This window comes from Micromonospora sp. DT178 (assembly GCF_049841695.1).
GTDB lineage: Bacteria > Actinomycetota > Actinomycetes > Mycobacteriales > Micromonosporaceae > Micromonospora.
On record NZ_JBNCKV010000001.1, the window covers coordinates 93,075 to 119,835 of the forward strand.

The following is a 26,761-nucleotide window of genomic DNA, read 5'->3' on the forward strand; positions in this document are numbered from 1 at the left end:
GGAATCCAACAGCGGCAACCAGGGGAACTGATGCGGGAAGACGAGCTGCGGGACCTGGTCCAGCACAGCCCGTGGCTGATGCGGGCGCTGGGCGTCGTTCGGGACTGCGGCCTGCCGGACGCCTGGATCGGCGCGGGCGCCATCCGCGACCTCGTCTGGGGCGAGCGGTACGGCGACGGGTTCGACCCCTCGCTGGTGCGAGACGTCGATGTCGTCTTCCTCGACCCGGCGGACCTGAGCCGCGACAACGACGACCGGGCCACCCGGCGGCTCGTGGCGGCCTGGCCGGATCCGCCGTGGGAGGCGAAGAACCAGGCCGCCGTGCACACCTGGTATCCCGCGAAGTTCGGCGGCGACCCGGTGGCCCCGCTGCGCACCATCGCCGACGCGGTCGCCACCTGGCCCGAGTACGCCACCGCCGTGGCCGTACGCCTCGACGCGCACGACCGGATCGCGGTGTGCGCGCCGCACGGCCTCGACGACCTGCTCGACAGCGTGTGGCGGCGCAACCCGACCAGGGTCAGCCCGGAGATATTCCGGCAACGACTCGCCCGCCACCGCCCCGCCGAACGCTGGCCCGGCGTCCGCGTCGTGACCTGAACCGGCGCTCGAAGCCCGCGGAGGGCCGCCGCCGAGGGCGTAGCGGACCTGACCCCACTCCTCGAACGCGTTCTCAGACCGCTCGAACTTCGGCGAGCCGCCTGACTGCGTACTCGTCGTCCCAGCAGACGGCGGCTTCCCATGCGGCCGACGCCTGCCCGGCGATGTCGAGCGCGCCGTCGTCGAGGCCGGCGGCGTTTTCGGGCAGCGCGAGGTCGAGGTCGGGGACGTCGACGTGCGCCTCGTCCCAGTCGATCAGCGCGACCTGACTCGCGGTCATACGGACGTTGCCAGGGTTGTTGGGGTTGCCGTGGACGACGCATGTCTGACGTCCGGTGAGCCGCGCCCACGCTGCCCGGCATCGAGCAACGCCCTCAGGGGGCATCGCGCCAAGGTCGATCTTCGTCCCGGTCTCGGCGTGCAGGAGGTCGGTCGACGACCGCCAGCCCGGGCGCTGCGGCCATCCCTGCGTCAGCCGGTGCAACTCGCGGAGCGTGGCGGCCACGCGACGCCAGTCGGCCTGCGTCTCGGGCGGTCCGCCATCCAGGTAGGTCATCACCACCAGACCGTCGACGAACAGCCGGCCGTCCGTAGTCGGGATCGGGACCGGCACGGTCAGACCTTCACGGTCGAGGTGTCGGAGGAGCTCTGTCTCCCACGCAAGATCAGCGTCGCTCCTGGTGCCGAGACGACCGACCGCGAGGTGCCCGTCGACCCGCACGCTCCACACGTCGTTGGCGACTCCGCCAGCGAGCGGTTCGATGCGAGCGGCGCCTTCACCCCATTGCCCGAGTGCCCCCCACCCCATTGGCCATACCTTACGGGGGTCCGAACAGCACTTCTCCCGGCACGAGCAGTCGGCTGACTTGTCGATCTCGCAGGTGCCGCCCTGACGCTCGCTCGGTGCCATGAGAGCACGTCGCGCTCCTCGTCGAGGAGCTTCTCTCGAAGAATGCCCGCGTGCCCGCAATGCCGGGTGAGTTGGCGCTGCCGGCGTCAGCCGTAGTTGCGGTCGGCCAGTTCGATGAGGGCGAGCATCGTGTCGCGGCAGTCCTCGACGTTCATCATCACGGCGACCGCTGTGCCCGACACCGGCCAGGCGAACGAGAAGCACCTGTAGCCGGTGTTCTGTCCGGTATGCCCAAAGCGCCCGTCGCCAAGTTCGGTGCCGAGACCAAACCCGCCGGGCACCTGCGGGGTCAGCATCTGCGCGGCCAGATCCTGCGGCAGTAGCGCGGATTCGCCGGCGGCAGCACGGCAGATTTCCAGCTCCAGCCGCACCAGGTCCGCCGGGGTACTCCACAGCCCAGCGCCGGCCATCTCCGGCTGCGTATGCCAGCCGCCATGCACGGGGGTGCCGCCGCAGTGGCCGCGGGCCGCACGGTCCCGGTGCCTGTTCGGGAAGTGCTGATCGTAGCTGCTCTCCGCCATGCCCACCGGTTCCAGCACGAGCGTCGCCATCAGCTTGTCGAACGGCGTCGAAGTCACGTCGGTCAGGAGTTGCTCGAGAACTGCGTAGTGGCTGCCTGAATAACGGAATTCAGTGCCCGGCGGCAGCTCGCGCCGGACCCTGGGCGTGTTGGCCGGTGGCTCACCCCGCAGAATCTGCTGCAGTGATGGCACGGGCTGGCCCGCGGCGTACCCGGGGAACCAGTTCTTGGTCAGGCCTGCGGTGTGGGCCAGAAGCTGGCGCACGGTCGTGCCGGTGCCCGGCAGCTGCCAGGCGGACAGGTAGGCGTTGACGTCGGTGTCGAGGTCGAGGGTCGCGTCGGCGACCAGCCGCAGCGTGCCGAACGCGGCGACGTGCTTGCTGATCGAGCACGCCGGGAACAGCAGGTCGTGACCGGCAGTCCAGACATCACCGTCGAGCCCGCCGACCGCGACCCCGATACCGGAAATGCGGTCGGTTCCCGGAACCAGGTCCTGCCACTCCTCTTCGAATCCCATGACTGCCGAGTATGCCGTGGCCAGACCACACTGAGGATTGCCGCTTCTCCGTGCAGCATGCGTCGTCACGGCCGAAGCGAGCGCCGCATCGGCTGTGGCGGGGGCCTACAGGGCCACCGGCTCAGCGACGATCTACCTCAGACGCGGCACGTCGGGCAGGCTGGGAGCCGTCCTCCAAGTACACGGCTCGAGCGCCATTCCGCGCGGATAGCGCTTCGGTGATCCGTCGAGCCAGACGAGGGATCAACACCTGTCCCAGGGCGGCTGGTTCGACGAACTCGAACCGGTCCAGTTCCTCCCGGCGCAACCGCATCGCGGCGACTTGCTCGCCACTGAGCACCCCGCCATCGAACAGGAACATCAGCCCGCCATCCCATGGCGGGCTCGGCGCCACCCAGTCCACGCACAACAAGTCGCCAACGAGTAGGGCTAAGCCGAGTTCCTCCTCGATCTCCCGCTCGCATGCCTGTAACGGCGACTCGCCGAACTCCAGCATTCCGCCCGGAACTTCCCAGACGTCTTTGTAGGTCGGGTGCACGACCAGTACACGGCCGGCCTCGTCGAGCAGCAGTGCCCCAGCTGCGGCCCGCACTCGCGTCACACCCTCGATCAACTGAGCATCAGACTGCACGGCGGCATCAGTCACCACGCGACCCTATGCCCCCGCTTGCCTCGCGGACCCCCGATCGGGAGCCTGCCCTCAACCTCACCCCCGCTCCGCACCCACGGCCCGCGACCGTGGGCGCAAGTGGGCGTGTGGGACGGCGTTGCCAGCCACACCCTCGACCATCCCAACGATCGGCGCCGAGGTCGAACGCCCTTCCCAGGATGAAGACTGGAAGATCCCTCCACGAGTGTCGCCGCGCCACCCGCACATTGGCCGAGGCCGCTTCCGGCCTTGCCAACACAACATCGCCCTGTGCGGGGCGAGGCCAGCCCGGTGCCCGTGCCGCCAGGCAGGGCTACGCCGCCGGCGAGTGCGAGGAAGGTTGCTGGCAGGGCGGGGGTGAGGCTCTGCCACAGGATTGCCCGGCCGACGCCGCGGCGGCCGAGCGCGCCGTCGCGACCGCGGGCGTCATCTCTTACCGGGTCGATGCTGCGGCGACGGCGGTGGATGCCGGGCCGGCGGCCGGCGCGACGGTCCGGCTGAGCGACAGCACCGCGACTCCCGTCAAGCACGCGACAGCGTACGGCCCGACGGAGGCCGGCCGGTCCGCTCGCCGCCGGACATGCATCGGGGGCCGCAGTAAGTGCACGGTGGCGCCCGACGGATGCCAACCCGGGTCGACCGGGTGCCAACGCGGGTCACCGCGGCCGACCGGCGGTCGCAACCCGGGGTTCGTGTGCTCCGGGTGTGGTCGTGGGCTGGGAGAACAGGGGCCCGGGTGACGCGGGTCAACGTGGGTCACTCCCTGCCACCCCAGGTGAGCCCGCAGTCGCTAGACTAGGCCCTCGCGCCCTCGTAGCTCAGGGGATAGAGCATCGGTTTCCTAAGACGACGCTCTATCTGTACCCAGAGGCTTACTGCCTGCGGGTTCCTATTCTGTCTTTACGTTAGCGGGTCGCACACGCGCATTGCTGTGCTCGCTTGCCGAAGATCAGCAGAACAGGCGTAAGTCCTGCTCAGGCCATGCTTCGTTTGGTCCGACGTGTCCTTGCCGAGATCCGGCGAAGCTGCCGCGCCGCGTCAGTCTAGGGTGCCGCAAGAGCTTGGGCCAGCAGCGCGGCGAGTTTGGCTGCGCGTGCTGGGTGGTGATGACCGACCCAGAGAACTCGTCCGATGAGGTATTGAGCGAAATCGGGGTGGCCCGTCCGGTTCTGTATGGCGAGGCCGGTGCGGGCAGCGTTGTGGAGGATGGCGCGGAGCCGGTCGTATTCGTCGCGTTGTGTGGCGGGGTGTTGGTTGACGACGAGTCCGGCGAGAAGTTGCCGGTCGGCGCGCCCGCGGATGCGGGTCTTACCTGGGTGGGCTTGGAAGCCCTTGTCGCGGGCGATGTCGGTGACGGCGGTGATCAGGTCGTGGATTCGGCGGGTGGTGAGGTTGCCGGAGAAGGCGAGGTCGTCGGCGTACCGGGTGTAGGTGATCTCGTAGGCGTCGGCGAGGCCGGTGAGGCGTCGGTCGAGTCGGTAGGCGCACAGGTTGGCCAGTGCGGGTGAGGTGGGCGCGCCTTGGGGCAGGTGGCTGGTGCGCAGCGTGGCGAGCCGCGTTGCTCGGTGCGGTAGGTGGGCTGGTGCGCGGCGGAGGACGGGGTGTGGGGTGCGGGTGGTGCAGAGTCCGGTGAGGGTGTGGGCGACGGGTTCGGGGTAGCCGGCGGTGCGGAATAGTCCGTAGACGCGGGTGGCGGGGATGTGGGTGAAGAAGGCGAGCAGGTCGATCCGGACGACGACCGGCTGCGCGGTGTGGGCGGCGGCGAAGGTGTGCGCGGAGCGGCCGGGTACGAAGCCGTGGGCGGCGAGGTGGACCGGCATGGGGCCGAGGACCTCGGTGAGGAGCCGGCGTTGCAGGGCGCGGAGCCGAGACTTCGGCGCCTCGATCAGCCGGCCGTGGTCGGTCCACCGGTAGTGGTAGTGGTGCAGCCGGTGGGCGGTGGCGCGCCGGTTCATGGCGCGTCGGTCGGCGTACCAGTCGAGGTGCTCGATGCTCAGGTCGAGCATCGCGGCCAGGTCGCTGACGTCGTCGATGACGGGGGTGTGCCAGGGGCGGCGGACGGTGCGGGTCGGCGTCACGGGCCGCGCGCGGATGACGATGGGCCGCTGGTGCTGGCGGGCGGCGGCGACTGCCGCGCGGAGCGGGTCGAGGGTGCTCAGGAACGTGGCCAGTTCGCGTGGCCGGTCGGTGGGTGGGTGCGGGTAGGCGGCCAGCACCGCGTCGGCGACCGGCCGCAGCCATCGCCGCCGGACCCCGAGGACGAGCCCACCCTGGCCGACGAGATCGGCGCGGCGCCAGCCCTCGCCGGCGAGGAACGCGTCGGCGAGCGCGGTGGCCAGGGCCTGGACGGTGGTCACGGGCAGGCCGGTAGGGGTGGCAGCGTGTCCCGACGATGCCCGGTCGTACGGGTGCACAGGCTCGCGGAGCGTGCCGACGCACCTGTGGTGTCGTGCCGAGGTGAGTGTCGCGTCCCCGGGGTTGCCCCGGAGAGACCATGACCGGACCCCGCGTGGGGGAGCGGCCTGGTCAGCTCGGGACACGCTGCCATGGGAGCAGCGTAGAGAACGGAGACCGTCATCGGTGTCCGCGATGCTCGTGGCGCGGTGGAGAGAACCGTGCAGGGCTGGGTCTCGCTGTCGTGGGACAACGGGCGTGCCAGCCGGAGTGCGTCGCGACCGTACGGCGCTGTTGATCGGTCGGTAGGCGGTACCGGTGTCGGGTCGATGTCGGCGCGGCCCTCGCCGTGCCTGCTGGGGCACGCCGGTGACCCTGACGACGTCCGACCAGAGAATCTAGGCTGGAACAACTAGACATCCTCGGCGTTGTGGAATACTCTTCTTCGAGTCGAGAGAGAAGATCTGTCAAAGACGCAGACGAGGCCGCCCGGCCGTGAGGTCACGACGGACGGCAAGAAGCGGGATTCGTTCCGCCAGAACGGCAGTAGGAGTACGTCAGCCCCAACGTGTGATGCGCGATGGGGCGCGCAGGTGGGGCCAAGGCTTGCTCAGGGCTCCAGCTGATGTTCGCCGTACGTGTCGGGGCCATGAAGTCGCGTGGGCTCCGGCGCCGGCAGACCGTACGACCGCAAGGGTAAGAAGACGCAGAGGAAAGGGAGGGCCCGTACACCGTTGGATCGCCCGCCAGTAGCCGTCATTCCAGGCTCGGCGGACACCGCAGTTTCCATCGAACGAGAGGTGGTCTCCGGTCACGCATATGCGATCCTCGCACCCGAAGCCGTCAGTTGCGGCTGGTGCGGATACGACAAGCCGACGTTCCTGTCGGTAGATGGTGTTCTGACCCGTAACCCTGGGCCCCGGCGCGTAAGCGCCGGGGCCCTCGACGTGGAGGTGACATGGGGCGAAACCCCGATGACATGTTCGGCGACGAGAACACTCCGGCCTACACCATCGGTCAGGCCGCGGAGATGCTCGGCACCACGCAGGACTTCCTGCGCCGCCTGGACGAGGCGAAACTGATCAACCCGCACCGCTCCGCCGGCGGGCACCGCCGCTACTCCCGCTACCAGTTGCGTCTGGCCGCCCGGGCCCGCGAGATGGTGGATCAGGGCATCGCCCTGGAAGCCGCCTGCCGGATCATCATCTTGGAAGACCAGCTCGAGGAGGCCCTGCGGCAGAACGAGAAGCAGTAGCGTGGGCCGTGGCGGCAGACTGGCCGGCCCGCTCTCGGCTGAGGCCGTCGGGTGATGAGCCGGCCGCCCGCCAGAGCGAGAGTCCCCCGTCCCCGGCTCGGTCCTGGTAGCCCGTACTCCTGCTCGTCGCACCTCTTCGCATCCCGGCCGTCGGCCGGGATGTTGCTGTTCGTGACCAGCGGTCCGAGGCGGCCGTCGGCCGCCGGTGCTCGGGGCGCGGCGGGTCGGCCGCGTGTAGCGTCCGACCATGGGCAGCGGCGGGACGGACGACGTGGGTGCCGGGTGGCGCACCGCTCGTGGCGCCGACGAAGCGGCGTTGTTGTCGAAAGAGATCACCGCTGCGCGGGTGACCGCGCTGCGACACGCGGTCGGCGGCAGCCCGTTCGGCGGGTCTGGTGGGCCACGGGCTGGAGGACTTCGTGTTGGCGGTGCACGAGTTGGTCACCAACGTGGTGCGCCATGGCGGGGGTAGCGGCGAGGTGCGTCTGTTCCAGCACTCTGGCCTGCTGACCTGCCAGGTCAGCGACGACGGGCCTGGGTTGGGTGAGGTAGACGTCGCCCTGCCGTCGCCGGGGGAGGTCGGCCACCGGGGACTGTGGCTGGCGCAGCAGCTCACCAAAGGACTGATGGTCGATAGGGCTGTGGCGGCGGGTGTGGAACGTGGCAAGCCTGTCGAGCAAATCGGCGCGGTCGGTGCCGGTTGCAGTGTTGAGGGCGTCGAGGACGGTGAGGAGGTCGCGCATCTCGTCGAGGGGAGCGGCGTCACCCAGGGTGAGCGCGTCCACGATCGCCAGGCGCGCCGGGTTTCGCCGAGCGCGGCGTGGATCCGGGCGCGCCTCCGCAGGAAAGCAAGCTGATTGGCAGGTCCACTCCCCGCCATCGGATCGATGACGGATCATGTGCTACGGTAGCCGAGTTGCAGTTTTGATTTCCGTAGACGTTTTCCGGCGCCTGATGGGGCATCTGAAACCCATCCAGGCGCTTTTCGTTTTTCGTGTCGTTTCGACGCGGGTGATCAACGCGGCGGCGTAAGGGTCCGCACAGTGCGGTCTCTCACAGCCTGCGAAGGAGCAGACATGACTACAGGTACCGTGAAGTGGTTCAACGCCGACAAGGGCTTCGGCTTCATCAGCCCGGACGGCGGCGGCGCCGACGTCTTCGCCCACTTCTCCGCGATCTCGGCGAGCGGCTTCCGCAGCCTCGACGAGAATCAGAAGGTGGAGTTCGACATCACCCAGGGCCAGAAGGGCCCGCAGGCGGAGAACATCCGCCCGCTTTGATCCACATTCTGTGAGCGGCGGTCCGACTGGTTCAGCGGGCCGCCGTTCGGCGTTTCATGCGCTCACCACGGCATCGCGAAAATCGTCGATCGGCAGAAGGCCGGTCATCTCGGTGTGGAACCAGCTCAGCATTGCCCCCGTGTTCTCCTCCTGGAGCGATTCGGACCTCGGGCGCTAGACTGCCAAGCATCGACCCTTACCCCTAACGAGCCGAATACCGCATCGCCGCCCTGACGGTCGAGGCACGTACGGTCGCGGTCAGGTGGAACACACCATGGTCGGACTCGACGCCTTACCTCCCGATGACTGTCAGACAGCCGGGACCCGGGGTGCACGGCGCTACATCCTAAGGGTTGATGACTATGACGACGACCTACTCCGGTCCTGCGAGGCTGATCCTGGTCGACGGCGCCTGCATCTCCGGCATGGCTTCCCTCAGTACCAACCAGCGCGGAGGACTCAACGGCTGGGGCGGCACGTTCCGTCCGGGACGAGATCACGACAGACCTTCGCAACGCAGTCCAGGGGGCTGCAATTGGAGCTGCCCTACGATCGCGTGGGGACAGTCGCCGTCACCGGCATACGCAAGCTACTCGCCACGCAGGTATTGATGTCGTTGGCAGGCCGCGGACCCGCATCATTCTGATCATACGCCGGCTACATCGCCGCCGCGACGCGGTCAATCTGCTCTGACGCAGCGACGAGGGCAAGACCGTGTTGATCGGTAGACTCTGCCAGGAACCGTCAACTCTCTAGCCGCTGACCGAGCGTCCCGGGTGCGTTACGAGGGTGCGTGCAGCGAACAGTCGTTCCTTCCCAGGAGAGTGCGCGCACCTGGCTCTGTCGGCCCCGCCTGAAAATGACCCCGTGGTTCCGGCTGACTCGACCGTCGCCAGCCTTCGGGGTGTCACTCGCGGGTCAGGCCCGGTGGCAGCGCGTCTTCGTCGGGTCGAACCCGGCGGGCGTTGGCCAGGGGATCTCGTTGGAGGGTGTGGATCAGTGGTTCCGGGCCGCCGACGCAGGTCCAGGTGTCGTCCCAGAGTGCGGAGACCAGCCATGATCGGTCTGCGGGGAAGAACAGGTCGGGTAGCGATCCGCGGGGGTGGCGCATGTGACCACCGGTCCGCCAGGTTAGGGCCTGCTCAGGGCCGGCCTCGACCAGCACGTACGGCCAGTTCCAGTAGAGCGACACCCTGGGGGCATGGGGGAAGACGACGTCGTGGGCGCCGGTGTCGAGGTAGGCCAGCCACCACGGCTGGTCGGGGGTGTGCGTGATGAGGTCTTCCACCAGGGCGTGCTCGTAGGCGGCGGCGGTGACGTCGTCGGCCTGGTACGTGGTGGCGTAGGCGTCGAAGATCTCTGGGATGGCGGTGGTGATCGAGACGCCGGCAGTGGTGTGACCAGCGATCCAGCCCACGTCGGCGGCGGCGCCGATGCGCCAACTCCGCCCGTCCTTGCTGACCTGCACACCGCTATTCAAGCCGCTGCGGTGATGGTTGGCGTGAAAATCGCGCCGGTCGCGGGGCGGTCGGCGGCCTCCGTCATGGTCAGTCACACCGAGCTCTTCCCCGCTCGATGTGGGGCTGATGCTCCCGGACCTCGCACAGCGGGTCCGAGATTTCCGGCGGTGGGTGCGGCAGGCTGGGGTCGCCGTGCCCGCTGGGCCGGGGGTGGGGATGGCCTCTGTGTGTTCCGCCGTTTCTGTGGCTGACCTTCGAGGTGCCATCCACTCCCGTCGTCGCGGGCGGACGGGTTGAACGGGCGCGGCCCTGGTGGCCGTAGTCCCTGATGCCCGGGAACGGTGGGTATGGCTGCGTGTGTTTCGCCGAGATCGCTTGGCTGACGGTAGGAGATGCCACCCGCCGCTTCGTCGTCTGCGAGATTCGGTAGACCGCTGATGGAGACCCGCGACCTGCGTTCGCATCGTTAGAAGGTGCCGGCAACCCGAATCCACAGACGAGGACCATCCGAAAAACTCATCAACGAAGGCAGGCGAGACGGTGGGGAAGCTGTGGATCGGCGTGGACATCGGCAAAGCCCACCACCATGTCGCCGCGGTCGACGGTGACGGCCGGTTGGTCTACTCCCGCCGCGTCGCCAACGACGAAACCGCCCTCCTGACGGTCATGGCCGAGGTGTCAACGCACGGCCGCCCGGTCTGCTGGGCGGTGGACATCACCACCGGCCTGTCCGCGCTGCTGCTGGCCCTGCTATGGCGGCGCCGGGTCCAGGTCCGCTACGTCTCCGGCACGGTCGCGTTCCACATGGCCGCCGCGTTCGCCGGGGAGAACAAGACTGACGCCCGCGACGCGGTGGTCATCGCCCAGACCATCCGCATGCGCTCCGATATCCCGATCCTGGAACCCTCTGACCGGCTCCTCGCCGAGCTCACCGGCTATCGCGCCGACCTCGTCGGGCAGCGTGTCGCGACCCTGTTCCGGTTGCAGGAGCTGCTCACACAGCGCGACCGGCTACACCAGTCACCTGCTCGCCGCGACGATCCAGTTCCTCACCGAGATGCTGATCATCGAGGTCGCTGCGCCCGTCATGCGTCGTATCCCTGAGGCGAGCCTCTACGACGTGCCGCTGTTGCGGATCGGCGACAACTGAGAGGCCAGTGGTATCCACGCCTGCCACCAGAGGTGGAATCTGGATCGGAAGCCGCTCAAGCGACTTGTTCGCATCGCGGTGGCTGTCTGCGGTGCCGAAAGCCGGTGTCTAGTGGCCTCGCGAGTAGCCCGGTAGGTTCAGGCATCAAGCACTTTCATTACCGTCGATTGGGGCGCCGGCCACGTGTCGCAGGTCGAGAAGATCACCGGTGAGCTCCGCGCGTTGATGACCGGGGTCGAACGCGCGCAGGGGTTGGCAGCCGCCGCTGACAGTCAGGCGCAGGAGGTAGCGTTACGGGCCGCGGGCGTGGGCTTCGTGGCCGTGGCGGCGGGTGTGGCGCGGGTGCGCAACGCGATCACGAGCATCCAAGGCGGCCTGGGAAGTCTCGCCGGTTCGATCGGTGAAGCGACGAAGGCCACCGCGGTGGTGCCGAACGAGGCCACCCCGCAGGAGACGATCGCCGGGCTGGCGCCCGTGCAGAGCGCCGTGGACGCCGCTCGTGACGCGGCGACCGGGGCCATCACCGGAGTCGGTGAGGCGCAGCAACTCGTCGCCATGGTCCTGCAGGGCGGGCAGCCCGGGCCGCTGCTGCAGGCCCTGGAGGCCATCAAGCAGGTCCTGGTGCTGGTCGTTGCGCGCACCGGCGGGGCCCGGCAGGCCGTCGAAGCGGCGATCGCGCAGGCCCGGCAGCTGGGGTCTTCGGGAAACTGACATGGGCTGGCGGTCATCCACCGACCAGCCCTACCCCTTCCGAGCACGGTGACCCGCCGTCGACACCTCATGCCGCCGGCGACGCCACATCCGCTGACCACGGCCACGGCACGCCCTGGACCAGACAGCCAACCGGAGTCCCGGGCGGGACGCCGACCGGTCCGAGAACCAGAATTCCGCCCCGCTTGGACGACGAAGGGCGGCGTCCGTTGGAGCTCGAGAACGAATGCGCCGATATAGTCGCCAGCAAGAGCTACCGGGTCCACCAGAACCCCACCAGGCAGGAGATCGCCGACGCCCGGCTCCGTACCGGCGACTCGGGCAACCCGAACAAAGACCCGGATTACCTGATCGAGGGTCATGTGTTCGACTGCTATTCGCCCACTCTCGGCAAGCCGGTGCGGGGCGTCTGGAGCGAGGTCCGCGCCAAGGTCGACAAGGAACAGACCCAACGCGTGGTGCTGAACCTGCACGACTGGCACGGAGACCTCGCGGCCCTGCGGACACAGTTCGACACCTGGCCCGTCGAGAGACTGAAAGAACTCGTCGCGGTAACGCCGAGTGGCGCGATCGTGCAGATCGTCCGTCGAGACTGAGGAGAGGCGCAGAGATGGCTGTCGAATTCAGGTTGACCCTGGCGGGTGACCTGCCCCTAGACCACGTGGCTGATCTCGTGGCGGTGGACGCCGCCGAGAAGCCCAGGCCGAGCGGCACCAACCCGCGGCTGTTCAGTGCTCGCCTCTACGACACCCGCGGGTACGCGCTGACCGTCTCCTCAGGGAGCCAGGGTTATTTCGATGCCGAGGCCGACGACGGTGCCCGCTGGGAGTGGGAGCCGGAGACGTACGTCGACATCGACTTCTCCATGCGGGCAGACGACGTGGTCGACAAGGGCATCCCGAACATGATGAAGGCCGTGGCCCGGGTGTTGGCCGCCCGGCAGGAGGACGCGGCGCTGGTCCAGAACGGAAACTGGCTCCTGCTGACCCGCACCGCGGGCGAACTCCGCAGACATCGGCCTACCTGGTGGAGCCACTACGGTGTAGCCGACCTCATCACCCCATGAGCCAGCCGCGCGTGGGTGACTCGCTGACGGACGACGCGGCTTCGACCCGCCGTCCGTGCGTGACGTCGACTCGTCTTCGCCGACCCGACGGAGCTGACCCGCGACCGAGCCACCGCCCGGCTGATGGCGACGTGGCCGCATCCCCGTAGGAAGCGCGCCCAGCCGGGGAAGCGGGTAGCCCCACATGATCTTCGATGATGTGCGCGGTGTGTGCTCTCCAGCGGATGCCAACCCGGGTCAACCGGTGCCAACGCGGGTCACCACGGCCGACCGCCGGTCGCAAACCGGGGTTCGTGTGCTCCGGGTGTGGTCCTGGGCTGGGCGAACGGGGTTCCGGGGAACGTGGGTGAACGTGGGCCACTCCCTGCCACCCCAGGTGAACCCCCAGGTCGCTAGACTAGGCCCTCGCGCCCTCGTAGCTCAGGGGATAGAGCATCGGTTTCCTAAACCGTGTGTCGCAGGTTCGAATCCTGCCGGGGGCACCTCGAAGATCAGCAGGAACACGCTACGTCGGTGTCCAGGACGACGAGGCTCCCGGGATGGCCAGCCCGCCGGGAGGCGTACAGGTCGGCGAGGAAGGCGTCCAACTCCTCGTCCGGCCCGAACAGGCCCGACCGGGCCAGGTCGTCAACGGAGGCGACTGGCTGAATCCCCTGACGACACGCCAACTCCGCAGCCGGCACGTGCTCGGCGGCCGGCCACACGGGCGGCTGCTCGGCGCCGCTCGACGTCATGGCTCACCTCCTGTGTCCGGGACCGTCGTCTATCCTCGCTCCTCCGACATCGAAGACGGCGCACGTCACCGTCGACCGATAGGCACTTCGCGTACCGCGCCGAGTAGGTACAGTGATCTTGACCGAACGGGCGGGTGATCGACCCAATGGAGCAGTTCAGCTCCACCAGAGTGTTGAGTTGCGGACCATGAAGGAGTTCCGACTCCATTCCCGTCACTGTCCCGATGGCCGGCCCGACGGGGCGCGCCGGCTCGACGTCGACACCGACTACGGCGCCTTCCCTGTCTGGGCCTGGATCACGCTGCCCGTGGGACATGCCGAACGGCCGCGAGAGGTGTGCGCCTCCGTCGGTCCCGCATACCTACGGATCTCCGCCGCGCTGGCCGCCGATCTGCAGACCTGGGCGGCTTGGCAGGACCGACACCAGCACTCGGCATGGCGTGGGACGTGCGACACGCCGCCGCCCACGACAACCGAGGATTGGGTGCGCTGGCGTGCCAACGGCCGGGTGCTGGCCGAACGGCTCGCGGAGGAGACCGGCGACGAGGTCGTGTACCTGTGGCCCTCGGGCGGTAGAGACCCGGAGTGCCCACACTGCGCAAACAACGGCTCGCTTGGGCAGGGGCACGGTTAGCTGGCCGTACTGCATCGATCCCTGCGCCACCATCGGCCGCAGCCGGTCCGTGGATGGCCCGGACCGTCACGGACCATCCACGGAACGATTGTCGACGAGTGGCCTTGGGAACTGGCCTCAGCGGCGTTGGCGTCGGTCGGTGGTCACCGGCGTGCGGCGAGGTGTCCGCTGAACCGGAGCTGGTGCTGCGCGAGTTCGGCCTCGATTCTCGGCGGCGCGCCGGCCTCGTCCTGTTCGGTGAGTTCGCAGTGCACGAACGTGGGGTTGGCGCACGTGCTCAGCTCGCTGTGCAGCAACTCCTTGAACTTGCTCAGGTCGTCGACGTGCCAGACGCCGGTGTATCCGGCGGCTTCGGCGAGAGCGGTGAAGTTGATGCGTCGCGACGGGACGTTCTGGCCCCCGGTGGACTCGTACCGGCCGTCGTCGAGGACGAGGTGGAACAGCGGAAGGTGGGCGAGCGCGCCGGCGGTGATGAGGCAGCCAGGGTTCATGGTCAGTGCGCCGTCACCATCGACGACGACCACGAGCTTGCCCGTCGACATGGCGATGCCGGTGCCGATGGAGGCCGCCAGGCCCATGCTGCCGGTCATGTAGAAGTGGTTCGGCCGGTCGGCCACGTTCCTGGCGATGCGGCAGGAGTAACCGGTGGTGAAGATGATCGGATCTGCGGATGTCGCCTCGATGAGCGCGCGGATGGCGGCCGTCTTGTTCATGCCCGCCACCCGAACAGGGACGGGGGAACGAGCAGCGCCGCCGGTTGGCGGCGCTCGACGACGAGGGTGCTGGCCCAGTCGGTGCGTGCCGACAGGTTCTCCTCGTCGAGCTGGGCGGTCGGTATCCCCGCCTCGCGGAGCATTGGTTCGGTCAGACGACCCATGACGATGTTCTCCGTGGTGAAGTCCGGGGGGACGCCGCGCAGACTGACGATGAGGAGCATCGGGATCCGGTACGGCACGACGAGTGACGCGATGGCGTTCACCGACTGGCCGAGGCCGGAGTTCTGCATCAGGACGACGGGGCTCCTCCCCGTCATCGCGGCCCCGGCGGCGACACCGACCGCGTTGTCCTCGCGCGAGACGGTGCACAGGTTCGCGGCGGCCTCGAGCCGGCTGTAGAGAGGCGCCAGGATGCCGCAGGGGGTGCCGAAGAACGGTGCGAACTTCCGCTCCAGCAGTGCGTCGGACAGGGCCGATGCGCAGTCGAGAACCGCCATGAGCCCCTCCTAGCTGAGGTAGTCCTCGGCGCCGCCGGTACGGACGGTGTCGAGGGTGAAGCAGTGGAAGCCGCCGCCGAACAGCCGGCGGTGCCGGTGCCGCGCCGGTACCACCGTGAACCTGTGGTCCTCCAGCGTGCGGATCAGCGTCTTGCAGGCGTCGTTGACCAGCACCGTGTTCTCGTCGATCGACAGCAGATTGAGGTCGATGTACGGGCTGGCGGGGATCGGGTCGTCGTTGTCGTACTGCGGGTAGTCGCTGACGTCCGGAACCGGCGAGACGATCGTGTCCCACCTGCGCAGCCGTTCCGGCAGGAAGTCGAGCACCCGCTCGGACCGGATGAGCAGGGTGCCCGGCCGCAGCGGGATCACCACGCTGTCGATGTGGCTCTGGGTCAGCTTGTGCATGCGGTGGACGCGGAAGCGCCCCGCCAGGTGCCGTTCCAGCCAGTCGCACGCCAGCGCGTGGTTGGCGTTGGAGATGTTGACGATCAGATCGTGGCCGAGCCGCAGGCAGTTCGCGCCGTCGATCATGATCTCCGGGCCGACGTCGTACGGCGACGGCTGCGGGTGCACCGGCACCTCGATGTTGGGCGCCGCGTTCGCGACGTTCTCCGGGTCGAACGAGGCGTCGGTCATCATCGGCCGGGGCATCGTCGTCCAGCGTGCGCCCTCGGCGAAGTACCGCATGAAGATCGGCTTGAGGAACTGCGTCTCGAAGTACCTCGCCCGCAGGGTCGGCGGCGTCTCGATGATCTCGTCGCCGAGGATCAGCGTGTTGTCCCGTACGTTGAGCGGGGGAGTGACCGGCGCCGACCAGGCGGGGGTCGCCATGTCCTTCGGCTCTGGGTCGAGCGGCATCGGCCGCAGGACCCGTACCCCCAGGGATTCGAGGATGGTCGAGATGCCCTCGACGTCCTCGATGAGCTCGCCGAGGAAGCGCTTCTTCGTCGCGAGCCGGTGCGGTTCGTTGCGGCTGGCGCGGGAGGCGCCGTCGTGCCAGTCCGTGATGCTCGGGTAGTAGCCCTTGGCGCCGGTGAGGTTGTCGCTGACGAACATGTCGAACGACAGGTCATGGATGCGTTCGAGGTAGTTCGCCGCGGAGCCGAGGACGACCTCCTTGAGTGGTGAGAAGTCGTCGTAGCTGTTCAGGCGCATCGAGAGGGTCCCTTCCTCGTGGAGCGGCGGTGGGCGGTCACAGCGCGGTGGCTTCCAGCACCACGTTCCTGAGCGAGTCGTCGTCGGTGCCGACCTCGTGCATGTCGCGGAGGGTCACCTCGTCGAAGTCGCCGACGGAGTAGCAGCCGGAACCGTGCACGACGATGTCGTCCTCCGGCACCAGGTCCCGGTCGATGGCGTTCAGGATCCCGGTCACCGCCATGACCAGCGACCACTCGCGCAGGGCGGTCGGGTTCGCCGCGACCGGCACGCCGGCCGCGCCCAGCAGGGAGCGCACCTGGCCGAACCGCTCGAGGCACTCGGCGAGCGAGACCACCACCCCGCCGCCGCCCTGGTTGTGGATCAGCGAGTTCATCCGGGGTGAGGTCACCGGGGTCCTGGTGTAGAAGGTCGGGTCCAGCGTCTCCCGCGGGTCGAAGGTGACCGCTGGGAAGTGCGGGCTCTCCCGCTGGACGTAACGGCCGGACTCCGCCTCGTAGGAGTAGGCGGGCAGGTGTGCGGTGTCGAATGCGCCGTCGTTGTAGAGGCTGATCACCATGTCGGGCGCGCCGAGGTGCTGCACGAGGAAGTACCGCGAGGGCAGGCCGGGACCGCCGAACCGTTCCCGGCCGTACGCGTGCCCAAGCAGGCCGTACGCGCTGGACACGGCGTGCACGTGCAGCCGCGGCTCAGCCGTGGCCGGCGGGAAGAACTCGGCCTCCGCCAGCGCCCGCACCACGTCGGCGGCCAGGTAGTTCTCCAACTGGAGGGTGTACCAGAGGTTGGTCTTGGCGCTCTTCTCCAGCGCCTCCCCGTGCTTGTCGAACATGTTTCGCGCGATCGTCTTCACGGTTCCGGCCACCTCGCCGCGGTACACCGCGATGGGATTGCGGGCGCGTAGGTGCGGGTCGGTGAGCAGCTCCGACGCGCGGATCTTGTGCACGGAACCGGCCGGCACGACGACCGCGACGTTGAGCTGGTCGGGCGTGACCAACCCGGCGGTGATCGCCCGCAGCACCGCGTCGCGCATGGCGACGGCCTTGTTGGCGGAGGACGGCGTGACGATCGTGACGCGCTCGCCGGTGCTCTGGATGTGCCGAACCGCGCGGGCGACGATGACCAGCGAGGCGAACGTCTTGGTCGTCATCGTCCCGGGATTGCGGGTGAGGTCCAGCAGCGAGAGGTCCTTGCCGCGGTACTGCCCCATCCGGGTGTGCCTCAGTTCGGAGGCCGAAAGGTACTCGCGCACCGCGGGCGTCAGTTCGGGCAGGTCGACACCGGGCGTGAACTCGCTCGACCCTGAATTGCCCAGCAGTGTTCGCAGTGCCTCTTGAACCTGCGGGTAATAGTGTGCGAGGGCGTTCTCGAGAAGCATGTGGACAGCCTTCCGGTTCCGCGCTTACTTCGGTCGTCGATGCTATTTGGTGCCCATGCTGAGGCCGTGTTCGAAAGGAAGGCCGCGGACCGTCGTCACATCCTGGAAACCCACCTGACGCAACCAGCGCTCATAGTCTGCCGCCGGGTAGGCCATTCCCTGCCCGCTCGCGAGCACGTTGAAGTAGAGGCCGAGTCGCGCCGAGAAGATGCCGCTGGTCTCGTCGTCGGAGACGTTGTAGCCGTAGAGGAATACGCGTCCGCCGGCCGGCAGTACGTCGTACGCCTTCTTCAGCATCGCCAGGATCTGCTCGCCGGAGAAGATCTCCAGCACGTGGCTGAAGAGGACGGCGTCCGGGCCGAGGGGGAAGTCGTCGGTGAACATGTTGCCGGGGAGCAGGTCGACCCGGTCGGCCAGCGAGGTCGTCTTGCCGTCGGCGAGTCTGGACACGCTGGGGATGTCGAAGATCGTCGACTTGAGTTGACCGTGGCGGGCGGCGAGGCGGATGGACGTCGTGCCGTCGCCCCCGCCGACGTCGAGCAGGTGCCGTACCTCGGCGAACTCCGGCCGTTCGACCAGCGCGTCGACGGAGCGCAGCGTGAAGGCGCTCATCGCGCGGTGGAACACCGCCTCGAGTTCGGGATCGCGGGAAAGCCGCTGGTAGAGCGTGGGTTCGTCGCCGGGGTAGGCGTCGAGCGCGGTGTTGGTGCCCGCTCGCAGCGCCTTCGTCATCTGCGCGAAGGCGGGGTAGTAGACCTCCTTCCAGCCGACGATGATGTGCGCCCAACTGTCCTCGTCGTCGGAGGCGAGGAGGTCCTGGGCGACCGTCGAGTTCGCGTACCGGCCGTCGTGCCGGGTCAGTAGCCCGGTCGAACAGACCGCCTGGAGGAGGACGCGGAGCTGGTGCGGCGGCAGATCCGTGAACTCGCGGATCTGGTCGAACGTGGACTCCGGCCGGTCGGCGAGGAAGTGGAAGATCCTCAGCTCGACCGAGGTGGCCACCGCGTTGAACAACGCGGGAGCGTTCATCAAGAACTGGAAACGGTCGTAGACCGGATCGCCTTCGTGTACGGCGCGCATAAATCCCATCGCTCCTGTGTGGATTGGCGAGAATTCCGGGCAGGAATTGTTTCGGCGCCATCTCGCGATTAAATCACCATCGCGGGTGGCGGCCGCGTTTGAACTCGGAATTTGTCGCAGAGACCCCCGTCTCTTCTGATCACCCCATGGCTCGATCGAGCAGACTGAATGGGTGGACCGCGTTGGCGAGACTACCGGAAGGCCGAAAGGCGGAGCGACCCAAATAGTGTGACGTGGATCACATGTACCGAGGTGATTCTCTGTGATTAGGTGATTACGAACGCCTCAGGTGCCCGGATCAGCGAATGAAAGCGCTTGTGGTCAGAGTCTTGCGCACCTCTTGACACCTCCGGTAGGGCCGAACCACTGGCACCGCGGGGTGTCCGGCGCAGACTAATCGGATGCAGCCCCGGGGGAGTGCATGCAGCTCAACAGCTTTGATGAGTGGTCGCCGCTCAAGGAAGTAATTGTCGGGTCGGCCGAGAACTACGTGTCGCACGAGCGCGAGCTGTCATTCGACCTGTTCTTCCACGACAACATCAGGGAAAACCGGTCGTTCCGCACCGAGTGGTACTACCCGCGGCTGGCGGCGCGCGGCACCGGCGGGCCGACGCCGGAGCCCGGCCGGGTGCCGATCAAGCAGCGGTACGTCGCTGAACTGTGCGAGGACCTCGACGGGATCGCGAAGACCCTCGAGTCCCTGTCGGTCACCGTCCACCGGCCGCTCGACGTGGACGCGTCCACCGTGGAGGTGGCCACGCCGGCGTGGTCGGCCGCCGTCGTCCCGCCGCTCAACGTGCGGGACAACACCCTGATCCTCGGCGACGAGATCATCGAGACGCCACCGATGATCCGTTCGCGGTACTTCGAGACGCAGTTGCTCAAGCCGATCTTCGCCGAGTACTTCCGACGGGGTGCGCGGTGGACGGTCATGCCTCGGCCGTTGATGACCGACGCGTCGTTCGACCTGTCCTACGTCCGGACCGGCACGGCGGGCGGGCCCACCGAGGCGATCGAGGATCCGGGTCCCTCACCGTACGACGTGGGGTTCGAGATGATGTTCGACGGCGCCCAGTGCCTGCGACTGGGTCGGGACGTCGTCGTCAACGTCTCGACGGCGAACCACGCGCTGGCGTGCGACTGGCTCGAACGACACCTGGAGGGGCGCTTCCGCATCCACCGGGTGCACCAGCTCAGCGACAGCCACATCGACAGCATGGTGCTGGCGTTGCGGCCGGGCACCCTGCTGGTGCGCTCCGCACAGGTGGTGGAGAAGCTCCCCGAGCCGCTGCGCAGGTGGGACCACATCGTCGCGCCCGAGCCGGAGGGTGACAACTTCCCCCGCTACGACGACGACGACCTGATCCTCACCAGCCCGTTCATCGACCTCAACGTGCTCTCGGTCGACCCGGGGACGGTCCTGGTCAACGAGGCGTGTCCGGAGCTGGTGCGCACGCTGGAGCGCAACGGCTTCACCGTCGTGCCGGTCCGGCACCGGCATCGCCGGCTGTTCGGCGGGGGCTTCCACTGCTTCACCCTGGACACCGTCCGCGAGGGCGGCGCGGAAGATTATCTCGGCTGATGGCCGGGTCAGCGGCCCCGCCACTGCGGTTCGCGCTTCTCGACGAACGCGAGCGGCCCCTCGACGGCATCCGTGCTGTGCATCCGCCGTTCCTCCCAGACGAACCGGGTCGAGAACGCGGTCTCCAGCGGCATGGTGACCGACTTCGTGGCCGCCTCCTTGATCGCCCGCACGGACAGCGGCGCGCACCGCAGGATGTCGGCCACCCAACCGTCGACGCACGCGTCGAGCTCGTCGGCGGGCACCACCTCGTTGACGAGGCCCAGCTCGAAGGCGCGTCGGGCGGTCATCGGCCGGCCGGTCAGCAGGTGCCCCATCGCGCTGCGCCAGGGCAGCTGCCTGGTCAACCGGAACACGCCACCCGCGCCCGCCATGAGGCCGAGCCGCGCCTCGGGCAGCGCGAACGTCGCTTCGGCCGACGCGACAACGATGTCGCAGGCCAGTGCGAGCTCGAAGCCGCCGCCCATGGCGTACCCGCGTACCTTGGCGACGACCGGCTTGGTCAGGTCGAACCGCTCGGTCAGCCGGGGCCAGCCGGGCTTGCCGCGACTGCCGAAGGTCGCCGTGCCCGCGCTGCCCGCCCGCACCCGCTCGGCCAGTTCCTTGAGGTCCTGGCCGACGGAGAAGGCCCTGGTTCCCGCGCCGGTGAGCACGGCCACCCACATGTCGTCGTCGGCCTCGAAATCGTCCCAGACCCGGGCGAGTTCCTGGTGCATGCGCAGGTCCATCGCATTGAGCACCTCGGGCCGGTCGAGGGTCACGACGGCGACATGGCCGCTCTTCTCGTAACGCACTCCATTGGACACGACGGCGAGTCTAGCCGGCTCCACTTCATGGGGAGGAATAGGTAGATGAGGCTCGGGGTGAAGGAGCGGGTCGATTCCCCACGCATCGTGGGGGTCGGCACCGCGGTGCCGACGACGTCGTACAGCCAGCATGAACTGCTCGACGAATTCCATATCACCGACCCGCGGATCAGGTCGGTCTTCCTCAACAGCGCGATCGATCGCCGGGGCCTCACGCTGCCGCCACTCGGGCCCGACGGTTCGAGGTGTACGGAAAGCCAGGGCGAACTGCTGCGTAAACACGTCACCAACGGTCTGGCCATGGGCAGCGAAGCCGTCGAGGCGTGCCTCAAGGCGGCCGGCGCGACGCTGTCCGACGTGCGCTACCTGTGCTGCGTCTCGTCGACCGGATTCATCACGCCCGGGTTCTCCGCGCTGTTGATCAAAGAACTGGGCATCAGCGTGCACTGCTCGCGCCTCGACGTGGTGGGCATGGGGTGCAACGCGGGGCTGAACGGCCTGACCGCGGTCGCGGGCTGGGCCGGGGCACGCCCCGGCGAGCTGGCGCTCATGGTCTGCATCGAGGCGTGCTCGGCGGCGTACGTCTTCGACGGCACGATGCGCTCGTCGGTCGTCAACAGCCTGTTCGGCGACGGTGCCGCGGCGGTGGCGGTGCGCAGGCCGGACGGCGACGCGCCCACCGGCCCGGCGCTCCTGCGCTTCTCCAGCTGCATCATTCCCGACGCCGTCGACGCGATGCGTTACGACTGGGACGACGACCACGGCAAGTTCAGCTTCCATCTCGACCAGGACGTGCCGTACGTGGTCGGCGCGCACGCCGAGCTCGCGCTCGGAAAGCTGCTCGACGGGCTGGATCTGCGACGCTCCGACATCTCGCACTGGATCATCCACTCCGGTGGCAAGAAGGTGATCGACTCCGTGCGCGCGAATCTCGGGCTGTCCCGACACGACGTGCGACACACGACAGGTGTCCTCCGGGAGCACGGAAACCTGTCGAGTGGGTCCTTTCTCTTCTCCTACGAGCGTTTGCTCGCCGAGCGGAACGTGGCGCCCGGCGAATTCGGCGTCCTCATGACGATGGGGCCCGGATCAACTATCGAAATGGCCCTGGTGGCCTGGTGACGGAAGGGGAGGCCGCCACGATGAGCAGGCACCTCGAATTGACAGGCGTGTCCGACGGGCTCGGACTCGCGCTGACGGTCGACGTCACGCGTCCGCTCGCGGAGCTGACCGCCTCCGTGAACGCGATGTGTGACGAGGTGGAGAGACGCGCCGGGCGGACGGTGGTCGTGCTGCGGCTCGACGGCACGGCGGCGGAGAGCCGGGTGTGGCCGGGCGAGGTCGGCATCCGCGACGTCAACCGGTGGGAACGGGCGGTCCGCAGGCTCGAGCGGCTGCCGGCCGCGAACGTCGCGGTGGCCAGCGGCCCCTGTGGCGGCCCCGCACTCGACCTGCTGCTGGCCGTCGACTTCCGCATCGGCGCGCCGGACCTGGTGCTCGTGCTGCCGGTCAACGACGGGCACTTCTGGCCGGGCATGTCGGTCTACCGGCTGGTGCAGAACCTCGGGGTCGCCAGGGCCCGCCAGATCGTGATCTGGGGGATGGACATCTCCGTGGCGAAGGCTTCCGAACTCGGCCTGGTCGACCAGGTCAGCGAGGACCTCGACGACGCGGTGCACACGGCGACCGTGCTGATGGGCCGCGTGTCAGACCAGGAACTCGCGGTGCGCCGGCAACTGCTGTTCGAGGCGTCCGCCGCCGAGTACGACGACGCGCTCGGCGTGCACCTGGCCGCGTGCGACCGCGAACTGCGGCGGCTGGCCGTGGGAGCCGCCACGTGACCGCCACCGGTGCGCTGGCGTGGGAGGCGGCGGCCCTGAGCCTCGTCGGCGTGCTCGACGACGACGCGCGGGAACTGGCCGCGTACGTCGCCGTGGGCGAGGAGATGCTGGCCGCCCTGCCCGCGAAGGCCGCGCGCGACGGCTCGCAGCGGCAGGCCGCTGACCGGATCCACGCCGCCTGCCGGGCGGCGCGCCGCGCGTTCCTCGCCCTGCACGTGGACGCCGTCTACGACCTGCTCACCGACGGCCGCACCAGCCATCCGCGACTGCCCGCCCTCGTCTCGGCCGCCGCCGAGCGGTTTCCCGGGCTCGTGCCGTCGGCCGCCCAGATGGGGGCGGAACTGCGGCACGCGCAGGCGGACAAGGAGGGCCGGGAGATCGACCAGGGCATCTTCTGCGCGGCGGTGCTGCGTTCGGCCACGGCCGGACGGCACCTGATCGACGCGATGCTGATGCCCACCCCGCGGGCCCTCGGGCTGCTCGCCGACTTCCGGCGTACGGGCGTGGCGGAGCTGGACGCCGTGCTGGTCGAACGCCGGGGGCAGGCCGCCGAGGTCACCTTCCGCAACGCCCACTGCCTCAACGCCGAGGACGCCGGCCTGATCGCCGACCTGGAGACGGCCGTCGACCTGGTGCTGCTGGACGACCAGGTGCGCGTCGGTGTGCTGCGCGGCGGGGAGGTGGACCACCCCCGCTACCAGGGTCGGCGGGTGTTCAGCGCGGGTGTCAACCTCAAGGACCTGCGCAACGGCGCGATCCCGTTGCTCGAGTTCCTGCTGGGCCGGGAACTCGGTTACATCAACAAGATGTGCCGCGGCCTGCTCGTCGACGCGGCGGCCGGCACCTGGTCGGAGCGTACGGTCGCGAAACCGTGGATCGGCGCGGTCGACTCGTTCGCCATCGGTGGTGGCATGCAGCTGCTGCTCGTCCTCGATCGCGTGATCGCCGAACCCGACGCCTACTTCAGCCTGCCGGCGGCCGAGGAGGGCATCGTGCCGGGGCTCGGCAACCTCCGGCTCACCAGGCTCGCCGGGGCGCGGCTCGCCCGCCAGGTGATCCTGGGCGGGCGGAGCATCCCCGCGGCGAGCGCGGAGGGCCGGCTGATCTGCGACGAGGTCGTCGCGCCGCAGGACATGCCGGACGCGATCGCGCGCGCCGTACGGGAACTCGGCGCACCGGCCGTGGCCGCCAACCGGCGTGTTCTGACGCTCGCGGAGGAGCCGCTGGACGTGTTCCGGGAGTACCTGGCCGAGTTCGCGTACGCCCAGGCGCTCCGGGCCTACAGCGACGACGTCCTGGCCAAGGTCGAACGGCGTTGGCAGCGCTCGGGGGCGCGCCGGTGAGCGGCGGGTGGCTCGACCAGGAGTCCCTGCATCCGTCGCTGCGGGACCCGCTGCTCGGGTCGATCGGCTTCCTCAACGAGGTGATGGGCAGGTACCCGGACGCGATCTCGTTCGCGCCCGGTGCGCCGCACCCGGACTTCCTCACCGAGATCGACGTTCAGGGGTACATCGGCCGCTTCCTGGCGCACCTGCGCGACGAGGGCCGCACGCCAGACCAGGCGCAACGGCTGCTCTACGAGTACGGGCCCGGCCGGGGGCTGATCAACGGCATCGTCCGCGACGCCCTGGCCCGGGACCACGGCATCGACGTCGACCCGGACGCCATCGTGATCACCGTGGGCGCGCAGGAGGCCATGCTGCTGGTCCTGCGCGCGCTGTTCCGCTCCGGCGGCGACGTGCTCGCGGTGGCCGATCCCTGCTTCGTCGGGATGACCGGGGCGGCCCGGCTGCTGGACGTCGAGCGCCGCGCGATCGGCGAGACCCCGGCGGGAATCGACCTCGACGCGCTCGCGACCGCCTGCCGGCAGGCCCGGCGGGCGGGCGGGCGGGTCCGCGCGTGCTACGTCGCGCCGGACTTCTCCAACCCCGGCGGCAGCCGGATGACCCTGGCCGCGCGGCGGGAACTGCTGGCGCTCGCCGAGCGCGAGGACTTCTTCGTGCTGGAGGACGACGCGTACGCCTTCACCGCGCCGCCCGGCGAGCAACTGCCGCCGCTCAAGGCGCTCGACGAGGCCGGGCGCGTCATCCACATCGGCACGTTCGCCAAGGTGTGCTTCCCCGGCGCCAGGGTCGGCTATGTGGTCGCCGACCAGCGCGTGGGTCACGGCGGAAGGCTGCTCGCCGACGAACTCGCCACGCTCAAGACCATGGTCACGGTGAACACGTCACCGCTGTGCCAGGCGGTGATCGCGGGCATGCTGCTGGAGCACGGCCGCTCCCTGCTGGAGCTGTCCAGGCGCAAGTCCGAGCTCTACCGGCGCAACCTTGAGCACCTGATCGGGGCCCTCGACGCGCACCTCGGCGACGCGCGCTCCGGCCGGTTGGAGTGGAACCGGCCCGACGGGGGGTTCTTCGTGCGCATGCGCCTGCCGGTCGCGGCCGACGTCGACCTGCTGGAGCGGTCGGCGAGCAAGTACGGCGTGCTCTGGACCCCGATGGCCCAGTTCTATCTCGGCGGTGGCGGCGAGCGGCAGCTGCGGCTGTCGTGCAGCTACCTCGACGTCGACCAGATCGACACCGGGGTGCGGCGGCTGGCCGAGTTCCTGAAGGAAGAGGTGAGGATATGAAGCCGGTTCCGTTGCCGACAGCGCGGGTCGCCCCGTTCGACCCGCCAGCCGAGCTGGCGGAGTACCGGGAGGAAGCGCCCATCCGGCGGATGGTCTATCCGGACGGGCACGTCGGCTGGTTGGTGACCAGCCACGGCCTGGCCAGGAGGCTGCTGTCCGATCAGCGGTTCAGCGCGCGGTCGGAGTTCAAGCGGGCGCCGGTGGCGCGGCCGAGCGCGGACCCGTTCTTCGGCGCGCCCGCGTTGCCCGGCTGGCTGGTGGACATGGACGCGCCGGAACACACCCGGCTGCGGCTGCAACTGGCCGGGAAGTTCACCGCCAGGCGGATGAAGGACATGCGGCCGCTGCTGGAGCGGATCGTCGACGACCAGCTCACCGCCATGGAGAAGCACGGGCCGCCGGCCGACCTGGTGTCGCTGTTCGCGCTGCCGGTGCCGTCGCTGGCGATCTGCGAGCTGCTGGGGGTGCCGTACCGCGACCGGGCGGAGTTCCAGCGCAACAGCGCGACGCTGTTCAGCCTGGAGGCCAGCGCGGAGGACGCCTCGCGGGCGATGGACGAGCTGTACGGGTTGCTGCGGCAACTGGTCGTGGATCGCGACACCGACACCGGCGGGCTGCTGAGCATGCTGGCGGCGGAGGGCACGCTCGCCACAGAGGAGATCGTCGGAATCGGGGTGCTGCTGCTGACCGCGGGGCACGAGTCCACGGCGGGGTCGCTGGGCCTGAGCACCTTCACCCTGCTGTCGCACCCGGAGCACCTGGCCCGGCTCCAGGCGGAGCCCGCGCTGATCGACAACGCGGTGGAGGAGCTGCTCAGATACCTGACGATCTTCCACTTCGGAGTGCCGCGCACGCCGCTGGAGGATGTGGAGTTCGAGGGGCACCTGCTGCGCGCCGGCGAGTCGATCACGATCTCGCTGCCCGCCGTGAACCGGGACCCGAGCTGGTTCCCCGAGCCGGACCGGTTGGAGTTCGGCCGCCGGACGGCCGGGCACATGGCGTTCGGCTACGGCATCCATCAGTGCCTCGGACAGAACCTGGTGCGCATGGAGATGCGCGTCGCGCTGCCGGCGATCTTCCGGCGCTTCCCCCGGCTGGCGCTGGCCGTCGCGCCGCACGAGGTGCCGCTGAAGACGAACGTCAGCGTCTACGGCGTGCACGAGCTGCCGGTCACCTGGTGAACGAAGGAGAGAACAC

The 26,761-nt window shown here is 68.9% G+C and carries 26 protein-coding genes, 1 tRNA gene and 1 pseudogene; 16 read left to right on the forward strand and 12 right to left on the reverse strand.

The window, feature by feature from the left end; translation table 11 throughout:
• Positions 1–30: 30 nt before the first annotated feature.
• Positions 31–600, forward strand: coding sequence for a nucleotidyltransferase family protein (locus ACLQ22_RS00470; protein WP_425690554.1), 570 nt, complete (start codon positions 31–33; stop codon positions 598–600).
• A gap of 73 nt (positions 601–673) precedes the next feature.
• On the opposite strand, the gene ACLQ22_RS00475 is transcribed toward ACLQ22_RS00470, so the two are convergent.
• The 4 genes from ACLQ22_RS00475 to ACLQ22_RS00490 all read right to left on the reverse strand — a co-directional run bounded on the left by ACLQ22_RS00475 (position 674) and on the right by ACLQ22_RS00490 (position 5,553).
• Complete coding sequence (locus tag ACLQ22_RS00475; RefSeq protein WP_425690555.1) at positions 674–1,510, reverse strand: phosphotransferase enzyme family protein; 837 nt, start codon at positions 1,508–1,510, stop codon at positions 674–676.
• 86 nt (positions 1,511–1,596) lie between these two features.
• On the reverse strand, positions 1,597–2,547 hold the full coding sequence (locus ACLQ22_RS00480) for a serine hydrolase domain-containing protein (protein WP_425690556.1): 951 nt from the start codon (positions 2,545–2,547) through the stop codon (positions 1,597–1,599).
• A gap of 121 nt (positions 2,548–2,668) precedes the next feature.
• On the reverse strand, positions 2,669–3,193 hold the full coding sequence (locus ACLQ22_RS00485; protein ID WP_425690557.1) for an NUDIX domain-containing protein: 525 nt from the start codon (positions 3,191–3,193) through the stop codon (positions 2,669–2,671).
• Positions 3,194–4,239: 1,046 nt separating this feature from the next.
• A complete protein-coding gene (locus tag ACLQ22_RS00490) occupies positions 4,240–5,553 on the reverse strand; it encodes a reverse transcriptase family protein (protein ID WP_425690558.1) in 1,314 nt (437 codons plus the stop codon).
• Positions 5,554–6,548: 995 nt separating this feature from the next.
• Here ACLQ22_RS00490 and ACLQ22_RS00495 point away from each other — a divergent pair.
• The 3 genes from ACLQ22_RS00495 (at position 6,549) to ACLQ22_RS00505 (ending at position 8,125) form a co-directional block, all read left to right on the forward strand.
• On the forward strand, positions 6,549–6,845 hold the full coding sequence (locus ACLQ22_RS00495) for a helix-turn-helix domain-containing protein (RefSeq protein WP_400324897.1): 297 nt from the start codon (positions 6,549–6,551) through the stop codon (positions 6,843–6,845).
• Positions 6,846–7,240: 395 nt separating this feature from the next.
• The gene (locus ACLQ22_RS00500; protein ID WP_425690559.1) at positions 7,241–7,702 is read left to right on the forward strand and encodes an ATP-binding protein; all 462 of its coding nucleotides are present in this window, start codon (positions 7,241–7,243) and stop codon (positions 7,700–7,702) included.
• A gap of 219 nt (positions 7,703–7,921) precedes the next feature.
• Complete coding sequence (locus ACLQ22_RS00505; RefSeq protein WP_007074326.1) at positions 7,922–8,125, forward strand: cold-shock protein; 204 nt, start codon at positions 7,922–7,924, stop codon at positions 8,123–8,125.
• Between the two features lie 907 nt (positions 8,126–9,032).
• Here the strand turns inward: ACLQ22_RS00505 and ACLQ22_RS00510 are convergent.
• A complete protein-coding gene (locus ACLQ22_RS00510) occupies positions 9,033–9,593 on the reverse strand; it encodes a hypothetical protein (protein ID WP_425690560.1) in 561 nt (186 codons plus the stop codon).
• Positions 9,594–10,125: 532 nt separating this feature from the next.
• Between ACLQ22_RS00510 and ACLQ22_RS00515 the strand changes: the two are divergent.
• The 5 genes and pseudogenes from ACLQ22_RS00515 to ACLQ22_RS00535 all read left to right on the forward strand — a co-directional run.
• Positions 10,126–10,584: pseudogene (locus tag ACLQ22_RS00515) on the forward strand (IS110 family transposase); the annotation flags it as partial.
• Between the two features lie 334 nt (positions 10,585–10,918).
• The gene (locus tag ACLQ22_RS00520; RefSeq protein ID WP_425690561.1) at positions 10,919–11,446 is read left to right on the forward strand and encodes a DUF6244 family protein; all 528 of its coding nucleotides are present in this window, start codon (positions 10,919–10,921) and stop codon (positions 11,444–11,446) included.
• Between the two features lie 185 nt (positions 11,447–11,631).
• Positions 11,632–12,042, forward strand: a complete 411-nt coding sequence (locus tag ACLQ22_RS00525) for a hypothetical protein (protein ID WP_088986537.1) — start codon at positions 11,632–11,634, stop codon at positions 12,040–12,042.
• Positions 12,043–12,056: 14 nt separating this feature from the next.
• The gene (locus ACLQ22_RS00530) at positions 12,057–12,512 is read left to right on the forward strand and encodes a SitI3 family protein (protein ID WP_425690562.1); all 456 of its coding nucleotides are present in this window, start codon (positions 12,057–12,059) and stop codon (positions 12,510–12,512) included.
• Between the two features lie 409 nt (positions 12,513–12,921).
• A tRNA-Arg gene (locus tag ACLQ22_RS00535) sits at positions 12,922–12,994 on the forward strand.
• A gap of 9 nt (positions 12,995–13,003) precedes the next feature.
• Here ACLQ22_RS00535 and ACLQ22_RS00540 read toward each other — a convergent pair.
• A complete protein-coding gene (locus tag ACLQ22_RS00540) occupies positions 13,004–13,246 on the reverse strand; it encodes a hypothetical protein (protein ID WP_425690563.1) in 243 nt (80 codons plus the stop codon).
• Positions 13,247–13,433: 187 nt separating this feature from the next.
• On the opposite strand from ACLQ22_RS00540, the gene ACLQ22_RS00545 reads away from it, so the two are divergent.
• Positions 13,434–13,880 carry a hypothetical protein gene (locus tag ACLQ22_RS00545; RefSeq protein ID WP_425690564.1) on the forward strand — a complete coding sequence of 149 codons (447 nt, stop codon included), beginning with the start codon at positions 13,434–13,436 and terminating at the stop codon, positions 13,878–13,880.
• 143 nt (positions 13,881–14,023) lie between these two features.
• Here the strand turns inward: ACLQ22_RS00545 and ACLQ22_RS00550 are convergent, their stop codons facing one another.
• The 5 genes from ACLQ22_RS00550 to ACLQ22_RS00570 are packed head-to-tail and all read right to left on the reverse strand — an operon-like array spanning position 14,024 to position 18,706.
• Complete coding sequence (locus tag ACLQ22_RS00550; RefSeq protein ID WP_425690565.1) at positions 14,024–14,593, reverse strand: thiamine pyrophosphate-dependent enzyme; 570 nt, start codon at positions 14,591–14,593, stop codon at positions 14,024–14,026.
• Positions 14,590–15,093, reverse strand: a complete 504-nt coding sequence (locus ACLQ22_RS00555) for a thiamine pyrophosphate-binding protein (RefSeq protein WP_357716133.1) — start codon at positions 15,091–15,093, stop codon at positions 14,590–14,592. The genes ACLQ22_RS00550 and ACLQ22_RS00555 overlap by 4 nt, the downstream gene beginning before the upstream one ends.
• A gap of 9 nt (positions 15,094–15,102) precedes the next feature.
• A complete protein-coding gene (locus tag ACLQ22_RS00560; RefSeq protein ID WP_425690566.1) occupies positions 15,103–16,251 on the reverse strand; it encodes a glycine amidinotransferase in 1,149 nt (382 codons plus the stop codon).
• A gap of 37 nt (positions 16,252–16,288) precedes the next feature.
• Positions 16,289–17,626: a DUF6002 family protein gene (locus ACLQ22_RS00565; RefSeq protein WP_425690567.1), complete on the reverse strand. Its 1,338-nt coding sequence runs from the start codon at positions 17,624–17,626 to the stop codon at positions 16,289–16,291.
• A 42-nt stretch (positions 17,627–17,668) separates the two neighbouring features.
• Positions 17,669–18,706: a methyltransferase gene (locus ACLQ22_RS00570; RefSeq protein WP_425690568.1), complete on the reverse strand. Its 1,038-nt coding sequence runs from the start codon at positions 18,704–18,706 to the stop codon at positions 17,669–17,671.
• A 421-nt stretch (positions 18,707–19,127) separates the two neighbouring features.
• On the opposite strand from ACLQ22_RS00570, the gene ACLQ22_RS00575 reads away from it, so the two are divergent.
• Positions 19,128–20,288, forward strand: coding sequence for a glycine amidinotransferase (locus ACLQ22_RS00575; protein WP_425690569.1), 1,161 nt, complete (start codon positions 19,128–19,130; stop codon positions 20,286–20,288).
• 8 nt (positions 20,289–20,296) lie between these two features.
• Here ACLQ22_RS00575 and dpgD read toward each other — a convergent pair whose 3' ends face one another.
• The gene (gene dpgD, locus ACLQ22_RS00580; RefSeq protein WP_425690570.1) at positions 20,297–21,094 is read right to left on the reverse strand and encodes an enoyl-CoA-hydratase DpgD; all 798 of its coding nucleotides are present in this window, start codon (positions 21,092–21,094) and stop codon (positions 20,297–20,299) included.
• 45 nt (positions 21,095–21,139) lie between these two features.
• Between dpgD and dpgA the strand changes: the two genes are divergently transcribed.
• Genes dpgA through ACLQ22_RS00605 form a run of 5 tightly spaced genes read left to right on the forward strand, consistent with a single transcriptional unit; the run spans position 21,140 to position 26,745 of the window.
• Positions 21,140–22,216 (forward strand): 3,5-dihydroxyphenylacetyl-CoA synthase DpgA, encoded by a 1,077-nt coding sequence (gene dpgA, locus ACLQ22_RS00585; RefSeq protein ID WP_425690571.1) that lies wholly within the window; start codon positions 21,140–21,142, stop codon positions 22,214–22,216.
• A gap of 47 nt (positions 22,217–22,263) precedes the next feature.
• A complete protein-coding gene (dpgB, locus tag ACLQ22_RS00590) occupies positions 22,264–22,935 on the forward strand; it encodes an enoyl-CoA-hydratase DpgB (RefSeq protein ID WP_425690572.1) in 672 nt (223 codons plus the stop codon).
• The gene (dpgC, locus tag ACLQ22_RS00595; RefSeq protein ID WP_425690573.1) at positions 22,932–24,278 is read left to right on the forward strand and encodes a (3,5-dihydroxyphenyl)acetyl-CoA 1,2-dioxygenase DpgC; all 1,347 of its coding nucleotides are present in this window, start codon (positions 22,932–22,934) and stop codon (positions 24,276–24,278) included. Before dpgB ends, dpgC begins: the two co-directional genes overlap by 4 nt.
• Positions 24,275–25,564 carry a PLP-dependent aminotransferase family protein gene (locus ACLQ22_RS00600; protein WP_425690574.1) on the forward strand — a complete coding sequence of 430 codons (1,290 nt, stop codon included), beginning with the start codon at positions 24,275–24,277 and terminating at the stop codon, positions 25,562–25,564. Before dpgC ends, ACLQ22_RS00600 begins: the two co-directional genes overlap by 4 nt.
• The gene (locus ACLQ22_RS00605; protein ID WP_101413989.1) at positions 25,561–26,745 is read left to right on the forward strand and encodes a cytochrome P450; all 1,185 of its coding nucleotides are present in this window, start codon (positions 25,561–25,563) and stop codon (positions 26,743–26,745) included. Before ACLQ22_RS00600 ends, ACLQ22_RS00605 begins: the two co-directional genes overlap by 4 nt.
• The last annotated feature ends 16 nt before the right edge of the window (positions 26,746–26,761 follow it).

What these genes read in the sequence shown, in the direction of transcription:
- ACLQ22_RS00540 (WP_425690563.1), bottom strand. Translation starts at nt 13,246, where the DNA reads ATGACGTCGAGCGGCGCCGAGCAGCCGCCCGTGTGGCCGGCCGCCGAG.
- ACLQ22_RS00605 (WP_101413989.1), top strand. Translation starts at nt 25,561, where the DNA reads ATGAAGCCGGTTCCGTTGCCGACAGCGCGGGTCGCCCCGTTCGACCCG.
- ACLQ22_RS00565 (WP_425690567.1), bottom strand. Translation starts at nt 17,626, where the DNA reads ATGCTTCTCGAGAACGCCCTCGCACACTATTACCCGCAGGTTCAAGAG.
- ACLQ22_RS00475 (WP_425690555.1), bottom strand. Translation starts at nt 1,510, where the DNA reads ATGGCACCGAGCGAGCGTCAGGGCGGCACCTGCGAGATCGACAAGTCA.
- ACLQ22_RS00560 (WP_425690566.1), bottom strand. Translation starts at nt 16,251, where the DNA reads ATGCGCCTGAACAGCTACGACGACTTCTCACCACTCAAGGAGGTCGTC.
- ACLQ22_RS00550 (WP_425690565.1), bottom strand. Translation starts at nt 14,593, where the DNA reads ATGAACAAGACGGCCGCCATCCGCGCGCTCATCGAGGCGACATCCGCA.
- dpgA (WP_425690571.1), top strand. Translation starts at nt 21,140, where the DNA reads ATGAGGCTCGGGGTGAAGGAGCGGGTCGATTCCCCACGCATCGTGGGG.
- ACLQ22_RS00480 (WP_425690556.1), bottom strand. Translation starts at nt 2,547, where the DNA reads ATGGGATTCGAAGAGGAGTGGCAGGACCTGGTTCCGGGAACCGACCGC.
- ACLQ22_RS00555 (WP_357716133.1), bottom strand. Translation starts at nt 15,093, where the DNA reads ATGGCGGTTCTCGACTGCGCATCGGCCCTGTCCGACGCACTGCTGGAG.
- ACLQ22_RS00530 (WP_425690562.1), top strand. Translation starts at nt 12,057, where the DNA reads ATGGCTGTCGAATTCAGGTTGACCCTGGCGGGTGACCTGCCCCTAGAC.
- ACLQ22_RS00545 (WP_425690564.1), top strand. Translation starts at nt 13,434, where the DNA reads ATGAAGGAGTTCCGACTCCATTCCCGTCACTGTCCCGATGGCCGGCCC.
- ACLQ22_RS00495 (WP_400324897.1), top strand. Translation starts at nt 6,549, where the DNA reads ATGGGGCGAAACCCCGATGACATGTTCGGCGACGAGAACACTCCGGCC.
- ACLQ22_RS00575 (WP_425690569.1), top strand. Translation starts at nt 19,128, where the DNA reads ATGCAGCTCAACAGCTTTGATGAGTGGTCGCCGCTCAAGGAAGTAATT.
- ACLQ22_RS00470 (WP_425690554.1), top strand. Translation starts at nt 31, where the DNA reads ATGCGGGAAGACGAGCTGCGGGACCTGGTCCAGCACAGCCCGTGGCTG.
- ACLQ22_RS00570 (WP_425690568.1), bottom strand. Translation starts at nt 18,706, where the DNA reads ATGCGCGCCGTACACGAAGGCGATCCGGTCTACGACCGTTTCCAGTTC.
- ACLQ22_RS00505 (WP_007074326.1), top strand. Translation starts at nt 7,922, where the DNA reads ATGACTACAGGTACCGTGAAGTGGTTCAACGCCGACAAGGGCTTCGGC.